Source organism: Streptomyces tubercidicus (assembly GCF_027497495.1).
Lineage (GTDB): Bacteria > Actinomycetota > Actinomycetes > Streptomycetales > Streptomycetaceae > Streptomyces > Streptomyces tubercidicus.
Window position 1 is genome coordinate 1,092,320 of record NZ_CP114205.1, and the last position, 12,662, is coordinate 1,104,981.

The following is a 12,662-nucleotide window of genomic DNA, read 5'->3' on the forward strand; positions in this document are numbered from 1 at the left end:
GTCGCCCCGTCCGGCACACCCGGCCCCCGGACCTGCCGATCCCGGGTGTGCGGAGGTGTCGCGATCACGCGTTTCTCCGGCGCTCTTCGCCCCCCAAACGGAATGAGACGGCCCGCTGACCGAACCACAGCGGCCACCCCTGCATCAGACTGGGTGAAATGTCTGGATCCGGTGTCGCCCCTGTGTCCGACGGGGTGTTGCCGGCTGATGCGGCGAGGCGGCGGCTGGTGGAGACGAGCGAACGCGGGACCGTACCGGCGGACAGCGCCGGCGGGGCGGCCGAGGGCACCGGGGCGCCGGTGGCCGAGGTCTGCCCGGGTCCCGGCGGGTCGGCGTGCACCGGTCGCGGCCGCCCCGGGGTGCCGCTGCGGGTGACGCTGGCGCTCGGGGTGCTGACCGTGGTGGTGGGCAGCACGGTGCTGGCGCTGGGCTCCCCGTCCCGCGATCCGTTCCTGGCCCCCGGGAACTCCGCCACCGGCTCCTATCTCGCGACCCGGGCCGATGGCGACCAGGCCGCCGCCGCGGTGCTCGCCGGGCCCTACCGGGAGCAGCCCGGCCCGCCGGTGGCCGCCGCACGGCACAACAGCGTCATGGCGGTCCCGCTGGCGGCGTCCCGACCCCTGCTGGCGGCCCCGGCGGCCCCGTCACCGGCGATCGGCGCGCTCTTCTCCCCCGACGACGACGGCACACCGGTCCACCACTGCACGGCCAGCGTGGTGCAGTCCCCGGCGGGCGACCTCATCGCCACCGCGGCGCACTGTGTGCACGACGACGGCTTCCGGACCCGGCTGGTGTTCGCGCCCGGTCTGCACGACGGCATCGCACCGTACGGCCTGTGGGTGCCCACCCGGATCCATGTCGATCCGCGCTGGATCAGCGACCGGGACCCCGACCACGATGTGGCGTTCCTGCGGGTGCGCAGGGCGGGCCGGGCCGGTGGCCGGATAGCGGACCTCACCGGCGCCGAACGCATCCGCTTCGACACCGCGGCCGGGCGCCCGGCGCAGCTGACCGGCTATCCCGAGGACCAGGACACACCGGTCAGCTGCCGGCACACGGCGGACGCCCAGGGCCCGGCCCAACTCCGCTTCACCTGCCCGGGGTTCCCGAACGGGACCAGCGGCGGGCCGATGCTCACCGACCTCGATCCGGTCACCGGGACCGGTGCGCTGATCGGTGTGATCGGCGGTCTCGACGGGGGCGGTGACGACTTCGTCTCGTACAGCAGCCGGTTCGGCCCGGACGTGGCCGCGCTCTACCGGCGGGCGATCGCGGATCCGGGGCCGCGGCCCCCGCAGCCCGGCTACCGGGCCGCCGCGTCCGGCGTCAGGCCCCCCGCGGCACCACGGTCTTGAGGACGGACGGCAGCGGGTACCAGTCGGCGGTGGCGAAGCTCGCGTGCGCGGCGGCGAGTTGGCGGACCCGGGCCAGCGCCTCGGCCTCGGTCGGGCGGGTGCCGTCGATGGCCGGCGGCACGTTGTGGGCGTCGGTCATGATGAGCAGGTAGTGCCGGGTGTCGTACCAGGCGGTGTCGATGCTGCCGTTCAGATACGTCGCGGCGTCACCGTCGAACACCACGAACCAGGGGCGCAGCGCGGGATCCGCATAGCGCTCCCGGGGGTCGCCGGGGGCGGCGCCGTGCACCGCGGGGAAGGCCGTAGAGCGGTCCAGGTTCCCCTGCGCCGCGAGGTCCTTGAGGTGACCGGCGTACTCCACGTCCGTCCACAGCTTGTCGAACGGGTTCTTCTCCTCGACGGTGCCCGGTATCAGCTCGATCAGGAACTTGCCGGCCAGGTCGGCGCGTGAGGGCCAGCCGCCGGCCCGTACCGCCTCGTCGGGGGTGGCGTGTCCGGCGGTGAGGTCGCCGGGGCCGTAGACGGCGTCGCCCAGCTTCTCGCGCACCAGCGCGTCGAACTCGGCGGGACCGCGGCCGCCCTTGGCGTTGAAGCCGTCCTTCATCTCGATCTTGAAAAGGATCGGACGGTGGCCGGGGTGCGCGTCATGCCAGGCCCGCACGTCGGCGAGGCAGCCCGCGAAGTCCTGGTTGCGGTCCTTGGTGCGCAGTTCCCCGGGGTTCGCGGCGCCCTCGCAGTTGCTGCTGTTTCCCAGCGGGTTGCTGTGCGAGACCCGGAAGGACCGGCCCAGCCCGTTGGTCCAGAGGTCGAGTTCGAGCAGTGCGGCGCCGGAGTCCAGGGCATCCGCGAAGTAGGGGTACTTCTCCTTCTCATAGGCGTTGTGGACGCCCACGGACGTACTGGTCCCGTACGTCGTCCCGGCCGCCTCGGCGCCCGCCGGTACGGTCGCCGCGATCACCGCGGCCGCCGCGACGGCGACCGTCCCCACACACCGCTTTCCGTTCATGTGCCCCGCTTCCCCTAGGTTTCGACCGTCCGGGCACGCGCCCGACGGCCGGCCGACCGGTTGGTCACCCGGCCGACCGGGGAGCAGCGTACGGGAGTTGGGGTGCATGGGGCGCAGGGTGTGGATGGCGGATAAGCAAAGATCAGACCACACAACCTCATCGGGAGGACCCATGTCCGACAAAAGCTTCACCCGCCCTATACCGCGCACCGGGCTACCGCTCGCGGCGGCCACCCTCACGGGCATCGTCGCGCTCTACATCACCCTGGTCGCCTTCGGAAATATCACTGACTTCGGCACCAATCAGCAGTTCGTCCGGCATGTGCTGGCCATGGACACCACGTTCAAGGACCCGGACCTGATGGGGCGGGCCATCACCTCACAGACCTGGCAGGACGCCGCGTATCTGGGGATCATCGCCTGGGAGACGCTCACCGCGCTGGTGCTGATCGGGGCCACCGCGCTGTGGGCCGGGGGCATGCGCCGCCGGGACCGTCTCGTCAGAGCGCGGCTGGCCAGCACCGTCGGCCTGCTGATGCTCCTCCTTCTCTTCGGTGCGGGCTTCCTCGCCATCGGCGGCGAGTGGTTCGCCATGTGGCAGTCCAAGTCCTGGAACGGGCTGGAAGCGGCCACCCGCAATGTCACCCTCGCCGGTATCGCCCTGCTGGTCGTCCACCTGCCGGGTACGGCCGGACGGGACGAAGAGGTCACGGGGCGGGCGGGAGAGGCCGGGGTCCGGGGCGGAGAGGCCACGGAGCGGGCCGCGAAAGCCAAGGCCCCGGCCGCCGGAGAGACCGGGGAATGACGCCTCCTCACTCCGCCCGGAACCAGAACGCCGTTCTCCAGAAGGGCGAATCCTCCACCGCCGCATCATGACGGCACATCAGCTCGCGCAGCGCCGCCACGGCGGCGCGCGCGGTCGCCTGGTCGTCCGAGTCCAGCTCATCGCTGCGCTCGGCTATCAATCCGAGGAGGACGGCCAGATCCGGTAGCGACGAGGCCGCGGCGCCCTTGTATCCGGCGCCGTGGTCCCAGCCGTTGGGGTCGTAGTGGTCGATGCCGCCGAGTTCGCCGCCGAGCATCAGCATCTGGTCGCCACAACTGCCCACCGAAAAACAGAAGTTGACCGGCGGCGAGTCGTCGTCCGGATAGCGCTCTCCGTACAGCTCGTCGGCGTCGAACGGGTGCAGCGCGTCCCCGTCATCGTCCCGCAGATGTGTCGCGTCGAACCCGATGGCGTCGATCCGGACCGCGGGAAATCCGACGGTGGTCAGAAACTCCCGGGTCTGCTGGTCGGTCAGCTCCGCGGGCAGCTCGGTCTCGGTGGGCCGCCAGAGCGCGCCCGCCCCGAATCGCTGCTCCAGCCAGGCGGCATCCGGTACCTGTGGGATGTCCTGGTCAGTCGTGCTCATGGCGCTTCTCCCGCATAGCGACCGGCGCTCCGCCGATCTCCTGCGTCCAGCAGACCACAGGGGTCTGACAACGGCCCTCACCACTCGATGCGATAGCCCGTCAGCCAGTCGTCCGCACCGGCACCGCCACGACCGGCACCGCCGCCACGCTCGCCACCGCCACGCTCGGCAGCCCCGCGCCCGGCAGCGTCCGGGCGGGCCGGGCGGCCGGTGCCCCCCGACCCGGCGAGCTTGGCCATGCCCGCGCTCGCCGCGACGACCTTCTCCACCCGTTCCCGGCGCAGTTCCTCGTAGGCGGCGAAGGCGCTGCCCGGATCGGGCCGGTCGCGCAGGCACTTGGCGAGGACGATGCCGTCCTCGATGGCCATGGAGGCGCCCTGGGCGGCATTGGGGGCGGCCGCGTGCGCGGCGTCGCCAAGGACGACCATGGTGTCGGTGTGCCAGGTCGGAGTGCTGGCGAGGTCATAGGCGTTGGAGACGATGACGCGGTCGCCGGTGGCCCGGACGAGGGCGGCGGCCGGGGTGTCGTCACCGTCGAAGAGCCCGGCGACCCGCTCCCGCCAGGCCGCGGGCGTGACGGCCGGCGGATCGGCCCGGTCCAGCTCCGTACCGGGGATGTTGGCGAACCACCAGACCTCGCCGCCCGGGTCGACGGTGCAGCCGAAGAAGGCCTGCTTGCCGAAGATCATGGTGTACGTATCGGGCGCGAGCGGGATCCCGGCGTCGCGGACATAGCCGCAGACGGTGTTCTGGCCGGTGTAGCGCGGGCTCGGCGCGGCCGGGTCGATGAGGGTGCGGGTGACCGAGTGCAGCCCGTCCGCACCGACGAGGAAATCGCCTTCGGCGCGGCTGCCGTCGGCGAAGGACGCGACGACCTTCCGGCCGCCGGAGCCGTCCACGGTCTCGGCGCCGACCAGCCGTTTCCCGTGCCGTACGGCGATCCCGCGGCGGGCCGCCTCGGTGTGCAGCACCTGGTAGAGCGTGGCCCGCCGCAGGGTGCGCGGGCCGAGGCCGTTGTCCCCCTCGGCTCCGGCAAGGGGCCGCTCCCCCAGCCGTTCGCCGTCGTTGCCGACGAACGCCACCCGCTGCGCCGGGAAGGAGTGGTCGATGACGGGGCCGTGCGCGTCGATCACCCGCAGCGCTTCGAGGCCATTGGCGAAGACGATGAGAAAGGCGCCGACATCGTCCGCGCCGGTCGGGTAAGCCTCGAAGATCTCGGCTTCGATGCCCGCCTTCTGCAGCGCCATCGCGGTCACCGCCCCCGCGATCCCGCCTCCGATAATCAGGGCTTTGGTCATGGCAGTTGTTCCCCCCAGTCGGGTCGCCGCCCCGGTCACGGCCGGCGAACGGTACGACCCCGGTGGCCGCACCTCCCCACCTTGACCCGCGAGAGCCGGAAGATCCAGCCCGTCTTGGCCTTGGAGGACGGGGAGATGCGGCCCGCCTTGGGCCCGCCTTCGGCCCGAGGGCCGAAAGGTCCGGCCCACTCCCCCCACCCCCGAACCCACCCCCGCCCCCTCCCCCGTAGGGGGAGGAGGGGGAGGGGGCGGGGGACGCGCCGCCCGCCGGGCGGGGAGCCTCTCGCAGCCCCGTCGCCTCACCCCGCCGCGTACACATCCTCGATGTAGCGCCCGGCGGCGGTCAGTTCGCGTAGCCAGGTCTCCGATTCCTGGGGGGAGGCGCCGGTGTGTGTGCCGTGCAGGTCGCGGAAGGCGGCGCGGACGCCGGGGGCCATGCGGCTGCCGTCGCCGCAGACGTACACCCGGGCGCCGGCCTGTAGCAGTTCCCACACCTCGGTGGCCTCGGCGGCGATCCGGTGCTGGACGAAGCGGTGGCCGTTCTCGGGGCGCTCGCTGAAGACGGGGCGTACGGAGACGACGCCGGCGGCTTCGGCCGCGGCGAACTCCCTGGCGTGCAGGAAGTCGGCGGTGGGGTCGTCACAGCCGAAGTAGAGCCGGGCGGGGAACCGCCGGCCCGCCACGACGCGGTCGGCGATGGCGCCGCGGAAGGGCGCGAGGCCGGTACCCGCCGCGACCAGGATGACGGGGGTGTCATCGGCAGCGTCGAGGCGGAAGGCTTCGCGGCAGGGCTGGACGCGGGCCAGTACGGTGTCGCCGGGCTGTACCCGGTGCAGATAGGACGAGCCGGTGCCGCCGGGCAGCAGCGAGACCATGAGGTCGGCGTGCCGGGCGTCGGTGGCGGGCGAGGACGACAGGGAGTAGTGCCGGGGGCGCAGCGGCGGCAGCAGTTCCAGCAGCACCGGCCAGGGCAGCGCGCCGCGCAGCGCCGGGTGCGCCTCGATCAGCTCGATCAGGGTGCGCGGGTCGTCCTCGGCGCGGGCCTCCAGGGCCTGGCGTTCGGGCGGGCAGGGGTTGTGGGCGGCGAGCACGGCGACCTGTTCGGGCGTGGGCCGGATGCCCAGCTCCAGGTGGTGGGTGAGGAGTTGGCGCACCGTCAGAGGCCGGTCGACCGGCAGGGCGTCGCGTCCGGCGCGGCGGCCGGAGTGCAGCGCGAGGACGGTGTCCGGGTCGGCGCCGAGGGCCTGGGCGGCCCGTTCGACGGCGGCCGGGGCGTTGGCCGGCAGCACCGCGAGGTGGTCGGCGGTGCGGTAGTTCACGCCGTCCGGCAGAGCGATCCGCAGGAAGCGCTTGGGCCGCGGCCAGCCCTCGGCGGTGAGGTCGTGGGCCTCGGTGACGGTCATCGGGACGAGGTCATGGCGGGCGGCGAGGGCGCCGAGCGGGCCGCCGGTGATCTCGGTGACGGTGTAGCCGGCGTCCTCGGCGGCGGGTTGGCCGGCGCCGATGGTCGCCGGGTCGCCGTAGCGCGTCAGCAGCTCGGTGCGCAGCGCCGCGGCGAACTCCTTGACGGTGCCGCTGAGGTCGCCGGAGGCGTCGGCCTCGGCGCGCGGCAGCAGCCGATGGGCGCCGAGCGAGGTGAGCCGGTCGTCGATCAGGGTCGGTACGTGCTGGTAGGTGGCGGCCCAGTTGCGGTCGCCGACGCCGAGGACGGCGAACGGGAGGTCCGCGGCGGCGCCGTCCCGCGCGGTGTTCAGCCAGTGGACGAAGGCGGCCGCGTCGTCGGTGGGCTGGCCGTTGTAGGAGGCGGCGACGATGACGACCGGCCGGTCGGCGGGCAGCGTACCGGCGTAGGCGTCCAGCGGCGCCACATCGGTGGCGAAGCCGAGTCCGGTGGCCTCGTCGGCGAGCCGCTCGGCGAACTCGCGGCAGGTGCCGTAGTTGCTGCCGTGCAACAGCAGCAGTCCGGTGCCCTGGGAGACGCGGGTCGGCAGCCCCTCGTCGGTGGCCGCGTCGTCCCCGGTGCCCTCGGCGCCGCCGGGGAGTACGGCCAGCGCGGCGCGGACCGCGGCCCGGTCGGCGGGCGTACGGGCGGCCAGGGTGAGGGTGAACCCCTCGGGCTTGAGGGTGAGCGTCTCCTTGATGCGCAGGCGGTAGTCGCCGTGGTCGATCAGGCGGTAGCGGTGCGCGAGGAGGGCGAGCAGCATGGTCGCCTCGTGGAGGGCGAACTGCCGCCCGATGCAGGCGCGTTCACCGGTGCCGAAGGGCTTGTACGCATGCGGAGAGCGGGCCGCCTCGGCTTCCGGGCTGAAGCGGGAGGGGTCGAACAGCTCGGGGTTGTCGCCCCACGCGGGGTCGCGGTGCAGCATCGGGGTGAGCACGGTGACCAGTTCCCCGGCCTTCACCGGGTAGCGGCCGCCGAGCAGGGTGTCCTCCCGGGCCTGCCGGGTGAAGGCGGCGGCGGTGGGCCACAGCCGCAGCGCCTCGTTGAGGACCTGCCGGGTGAACGGCAGCCGTCCGATGTCCTCGAACGAGGGGTCGGGGTCGGCCTGGTCGCCCCACAGCTCATCGGCCTCGCGCTGGACCATGCGCAGCGCGAGCGGGTCCTTGAGCAGGTGGTAGAGGGCGAAGGAGAGCGCGCCCGAGGTGGTCTCGTGGCCGGCGATCAGGAAGGTGATGACCTGGTTGCGGATGTTGGCGAGGTCCAGTGTGGGGCCGTCGGCCGCGGCGCCGTCCTCCTGGCCCCGGGCGCCGAGCATCAGGCCGAGCAGATCGTCGTCGCCGCTCTCGCCGCTCGCCGTACGGGCGGCGATGACCTCGTCGACGACCGAGGCGAGGTAGTCGGCGTCGGCCTGGAAGGCGGCGTCCGCCGCGGAGTGGTCGGCGTCGGGGTCCCGGGAGAACTTCGTCATGCTCCATTCGAGGCAGCGCACCATGGCCTCGACGAACGGATGCGAGGTGTCGCCACGGGAGAAGGACTCGAAGTCGAAGCCGAAGCCGGCCAGTCCGATGGTGTCCAGCGTCATCCGGGTCATGTCCTCGGCGACCTGGACGGGCGTGCCGTCGGCCACCCGCCGGTCCCAGGAGGCCATGACCCGCCGGGCGACCTTGAGCATCGCCGGGTGGTAGGTACGCATCGAGCCGAGCGCGAAGGCCGGCATCAGGACCTCATGTGCCTTGGCCCAGTTCGGCTCGTCGTTGTAGGCGGTGAACAGACCGTCACCGGCGAACTCTCTGACGTTCTCCAGGACGACCGACACACCCTTGCTGAAGCGGGATTCGTCGGCGACCTCGGTGACCAGATCGAGCGAGGAGAGGAACAGCGTCTCCCGCTCGCCGAATTTGCGCTTGAAGACCGGGCCGTGGATCCGGGCGAGGTCCATGGACTGCTGGACGGGCGTCTGGGTGAGCCCGGCCTCCGTGAGGTCGGCCACCGGAATGCCGTCATCGGCGGCGCGTTCGTCACTGTGGAGCGCGATGGTGTCGGTCATGTCTCCAGCGTGCGCGCCCCCAGGCGCAGGTCGGGCCCGCAGAACTGCATGATTGTGCAGTGGTTTTTCGCTGCTCGCTCTTGCGCGCGGACCGGAGAAGGGGCAATGGACAACGGGACTGCCGACAGTGCACCGGGCACCGACGGCGCGGACACGCCGTCCTGTGACGCCGACGGCGCGGGCAAGGCGCCCTGTGAACGCGCTCACCGCGACCCGGCCGGGCCGTACGCGGACGGCCCCTGGCGCAACTACTTCCTGATCCTGCTGGACCGTATCCCCACGCCGATCGCGGTGTGCCGGGCGCATGGTGAGGTGCTGATCGCCAACCCGGCGATGGCCGCCCAGTGGGGCGCGGCACCGGGGCAGCTGCGCGGCCGCAATCTGCTGGATCTCTTCGAGCCCCGGGCGAGAGCGCAGCTCGACCGGCTGACCGAGGCCCTGCGCCTGGGGCGCCGTTCCCGCTATCCGGTGGAGGTGCGCTGGCGGGACGGCTCCGACGGCAGCGAACGGGAGGGGGAGCTGACGATCGATCCGGTGGGCGATCCGTCGGTGCGTCCGCCCGCCCTGCTGGCGCTGCTGCGGGTCGGCGACTCCGCTCCGACCCCGGCGCAGTCCGGTGCGGCGAGCCCGGTGGAGGCCCGCATCCTGGCGCTGGCCGCGGGCGGCGCGACCACGGCATCGATCGGTACGGCGCTCGGGCTGACGGTCGACGGGGTGAACTACCACCTCACCCGGCTCGCCCGCCGCTGGCGGGTGCAGGGCCGTACGGCGCTGGTCGCCAGAGCGTATGTGCTGGGCGTGCTGTCGGCGGACAGCTGGCCGCCGGCGCCCGCCTGACGGGGGCGGGCCGGGCGGCGGGCCCCCGGGGGCGGCGCGGGCGGCGACGCCGCCCAGCAGCCCAGGAGCCCGGCGGCCCGGCACCCCGACAGCACGCTTGTGCGGATAACCTCCGTGGTGTGGACGAGAACACAGCCGCGCAGTTCGAGCGCGGAACGGACGGCCCGAAGGTCATCGTCGTCGGTATCGACGGCTCCGACTCGTCGTGGCGCGCCGCCGCCTATGCGGCGGGGCTGGCCAGGCGCCAGTCCTCGAAGCTCGCCCTGGTCTATGTCCAGCCGGTGCTGCCCGCCGGTGCGGCGATGGGTGCTCCGGTCGTGGATGCCACGAACGAGGTCGCCGAGGAGCTGATGGCCGAGATCCGCAGCGCGACCGAGCGGCTACAGGGGATATACCAGGTGCACTGGGAGTTCCACACCCTGCGTGGTGACCCGTACAACGGCATGGTGCAGATGGCCGATGACCTGAAGGCGGACGCGGTGGTGGTGGGCGCCTCGGAGTCGGCCGGGCACCGCATCATGGGCTCGGTCGCGGTCCGGCTGGTCAAGGCCGGACGCTGGCCGGTCACCGTCGTCCCGTAGGCCCCGGACCGCCCGCCGCTCCGCTGGTGGGGTGCGCTGCCCTGAGGCACGGTGGACAGTGGACGGGCGGAGCGCCGCCCCGGCGAGGGAGATCACCGTGACCGACCGCACGTATCGCGTGACCGAGATCGTCGGTACGTCCCAGGAGAGCATGGACGCCGCGGTCAGGAATGGCATCAAGCGCGCCTCGGAGACCCTGCGCAATCTCGACTGGTTCGAGATCACCGAGACCCGCGGGCATATCGTCAACGGCGAGATCGACCATTACCAAGTCGGCCTGAAGGTCGGATTCCGGCTGGAGGACGCCGATTGAACACCTCTCCCGTGTACGTCTCCCGGCGAGTCCCGGCTGTACTAGGGAGTCGCCTTCCTTAGTCGCCCCCGAGGGTCCATGATGATCCGCCGTCGGACCACGACGGAGCGTACGGAGGGATGACGATGGGGCTGCGCGCGGGACAGGGCGTATTGCGCCGTAAACCGATCGAACAGATGGAACAGGCAGAAGGCACCGCGAGTGAGCAGCTCACCCGGGCGCTCGGCCTGTGGCAGCTGACCGCCATCGGCGTCGGCGGCATCATCGGTGCGGGGATCTTCACACTGGCCGGCACCGTCGCGAACGAGAAAGCCGGGCCGGCGGTACTGATCTCCTTTCTCATCGCGGGTATCGCGAGCGCCGCGGCCGCGTTCTCCTACGCCGAGTTCGCCGGGCTGATCCCGAAAGCGGGCTCGGCGTACACCTATGGCTATGCGGTCCTCGGTGAGGTGGCGGGCTGGTTCATCGGCTGGGATCTGCTGCTGGAGTACACCGCGATCGTGGCGGTGGTCGCGATCGGCATCTCCGGCTACTTCGGCTTTCTGCTCGGAGAAATGGGCGTCGATCTGCCCGTCTGGATGCTGGGCGCGCCGGGCACCGGACCGGGGCACCGGGTGGACCTTTTCGCCGCGGTGCTCTGTCTGCTGATCGCCTATCTGCTGACACTGGGCATCAAGAACGCCGCGCGTTTCGAGACGATCGTGGTGGGCCTGAAGGTCCTGGTGGTCGTCGTGGTCATCGTGGTCGGCTTCTTCCACATCAACTCCGCGAACTACAAGCCGTTCTTCCCCTTCGGGGTGAGCGGCGCCTTCACCGGCGCGGCCACGGTCTTCTTCGCGGTCTTCGGCTATGACGCGATGAGTACCGCGGCGGAGGAATCCAAGGACGCCCAGCGCCATATGCCGAAGGCGATCATGTATTCGCTGGCGATTTCGATGGTGCTGTATGTCCTGGCCTGTCTGGTGCTGACGGGTATGCAGAACTACAAGGACATCGACCCGGAGAGCGGTTTCTCGTCGGCCTTCAAATCGGTGGGCCTGAGCAGCCTGGCGGACGTCATCGCGGTCGGCGCCATCATCGGCATTCTGACGGTCATGTTCACCTTTATGCTCGGGGTGACCCGGGTGTGGTTCTCGATGAGCCGCGACGGTCTGCTGCCCAAGTGGTTCGCCAAGACGAGCCCCAAACACCATGTGCCGACCCGGGTGACCTGGATCGTCGGCTTCGCCTCCGCGGCCATCGCGGGTTTCCTGCCGATCGGCGAGGCCGCCGAGCTGACCAACATCGGCATCCTGCTCGCCTTCGCGGTGGTCTGCACCGCGGTGATCGTGCTCCGCTACAAGCGTCCCGACCTGCCGCGGACGTTCCGTACGCCGGGCATGCCGGTGGTGCCCGCGATCGGGGTGTGCTTCTCGATCTGGCTGATCACGTTCCTGGCGTGGCAGACCTGGGTCCGGTTCGCGGTCTGGTTCCTGGTCGGCCTGGTCATCTACTTCACCTACTCCTACCGCCGCTCCAACCTGGCACAGGCGGAACGCGAGGCTTCCGGCACGAGGAATGGCCAGGGGCAGGCGTGAACCGCGCCCGCTGACCGGGCGGCGGCCGTGCGGCGGGGACCGGCGGGCGTGGGTCCGCCGGCCCTCGCCCGTCTCTCAGAAGACGAACGGTCCTGGCGACTGCTTGGACGTGGCCTTGCAAGTGGCCGTGATGCCGAACACCACGACCTTCAGGGAGGTGGCCTCCAGGCGGTCGCCCGCGGTGACCTTACCGCTGAGCGGCCCGGTGGAGACCGGGCTGCCGGCCGGGATCGCCGGGTTGGACTTGCCGCTGAACTGCGTGGTCCCGGAGCCGTTCTTGGTGAGCGTGAGAGTGGACGCCACCGAGTTCGCGCCGATGGCTATGGGTGAGGTGATCGCCGAGGTGGAGAGGCTGATGGTCGCGGCCGTGCCGTTCTGGGTCGCGGTGAGCGTTCCCGTACCGGAACCGTAGAAGCCGCAGTCGAAGGAGAGGGTGGCGGTGCCGGGGGTCACCGCGGGGGCGGCAGGTGCCATCGCGAGGGTGCCCGCGGTGGCGACGGCGACGACAAGTGCCGTACGGAGGCCGCATCTGCCGGGTCTGAGGTGCTTCATAGGGGGGTTACCGCCTTCGTGAGGGGGTGCAGGTCCATGGCACCGGCCGTCGAGGGGTGCGGGGAACGACAGGCAGCCACCCGGGGGCCGCGGTCGGACCCCGTACCGACCTACCGCCGAGATCTGACGGATGGTCAGCGACCTGAATCGCTGACCATTGAGGCACGCACCCCTGAAGAGAGCAAGGCAGAACCTCATGATTTTCGGCGCCCCCGCCCCGTCCGCACACCCCGGCCGGCACAC

General features: G+C 71.7%; 11 protein-coding genes. 6 read left to right on the top strand and 5 right to left on the bottom strand.

Annotated features, from left to right (window positions below; genetic code table 11):
* Positions 1 to 158 precede the first annotated feature (158 nt).
* Positions 159 to 1,355, top strand: a complete 1,197-nt coding sequence (locus STRTU_RS04590; RefSeq protein WP_246240117.1) for a trypsin-like serine peptidase — start codon at positions 159 to 161, stop codon at positions 1,353 to 1,355.
* Here STRTU_RS04590 and STRTU_RS04595 read toward each other — a convergent pair.
* The gene (locus STRTU_RS04595) at positions 1,327 to 2,361 is read right to left on the bottom strand and encodes a phosphatidylinositol-specific phospholipase C domain-containing protein (RefSeq protein WP_159742355.1); all 1,035 of its coding nucleotides are present in this window, start codon (positions 2,359 to 2,361) and stop codon (positions 1,327 to 1,329) included. The two genes, STRTU_RS04590 and STRTU_RS04595, sit on opposite strands and share 29 nt — an antisense overlap.
* 172 nt (positions 2,362 to 2,533) lie before the next feature.
* Here STRTU_RS04595 and STRTU_RS04600 point away from each other — a divergent pair, with 172 nt between their 5' ends.
* Entirely contained in the window at positions 2,534 to 3,166 is a 633-nt protein-coding gene (locus STRTU_RS04600; RefSeq protein WP_159742356.1) for a DUF2165 domain-containing protein, read from the top strand.
* Between the two features lie 7 nt (positions 3,167 to 3,173).
* Here STRTU_RS04600 and STRTU_RS04605 read toward each other — a convergent pair whose 3' ends face one another.
* The 3 genes from STRTU_RS04605 to STRTU_RS04615 form a co-directional block, all read right to left on the bottom strand.
* The gene (locus tag STRTU_RS04605; protein WP_159742357.1) at positions 3,174 to 3,773 is read right to left on the bottom strand and encodes an SUKH-4 family immunity protein; all 600 of its coding nucleotides are present in this window, start codon (positions 3,771 to 3,773) and stop codon (positions 3,174 to 3,176) included.
* A 77-nt stretch (positions 3,774 to 3,850) separates the two neighbouring features.
* Positions 3,851 to 5,071 carry an FAD-dependent monooxygenase gene (locus STRTU_RS04610; RefSeq protein ID WP_159742358.1) on the bottom strand — a complete coding sequence of 407 codons (1,221 nt, stop codon included), beginning with the start codon at positions 5,069 to 5,071 and terminating at the stop codon, positions 3,851 to 3,853.
* Positions 5,072 to 5,370: 299 nt separating this feature from the next.
* Positions 5,371 to 8,559, bottom strand: a complete 3,189-nt coding sequence (locus STRTU_RS04615; protein WP_159742359.1) for a cytochrome P450 — start codon at positions 8,557 to 8,559, stop codon at positions 5,371 to 5,373.
* A gap of 105 nt (positions 8,560 to 8,664) precedes the next feature.
* On the opposite strand from STRTU_RS04615, the gene STRTU_RS04620 reads away from it, so the two are divergent.
* From STRTU_RS04620 to STRTU_RS04635, 4 genes are all read left to right on the top strand, one after another.
* Positions 8,665 to 9,396 (top strand): PAS domain-containing protein, encoded by a 732-nt coding sequence (locus tag STRTU_RS04620; protein WP_246240118.1) that lies wholly within the window; start codon positions 8,665 to 8,667, stop codon positions 9,394 to 9,396.
* A gap of 119 nt (positions 9,397 to 9,515) precedes the next feature.
* Complete coding sequence (locus tag STRTU_RS04625) at positions 9,516 to 9,977, top strand: universal stress protein (RefSeq protein WP_159742360.1); 462 nt, start codon at positions 9,516 to 9,518, stop codon at positions 9,975 to 9,977.
* 97 nt (positions 9,978 to 10,074) lie between these two features.
* Entirely contained in the window at positions 10,075 to 10,290 is a 216-nt protein-coding gene (locus STRTU_RS04630; protein WP_159742361.1) for a dodecin, read from the top strand.
* 125 nt (positions 10,291 to 10,415) lie between these two features.
* Entirely contained in the window at positions 10,416 to 11,867 is a 1,452-nt protein-coding gene (locus tag STRTU_RS04635) for an amino acid permease (protein WP_371873665.1), read from the top strand.
* 75 nt (positions 11,868 to 11,942) lie between these two features.
* On the opposite strand, the gene STRTU_RS04640 is transcribed toward STRTU_RS04635, so the two are convergent.
* Positions 11,943 to 12,419: a hypothetical protein gene (locus tag STRTU_RS04640; protein WP_159742363.1), complete on the bottom strand. Its 477-nt coding sequence runs from the start codon at positions 12,417 to 12,419 to the stop codon at positions 11,943 to 11,945.
* Positions 12,420 to 12,662 lie beyond the last annotated feature (243 nt).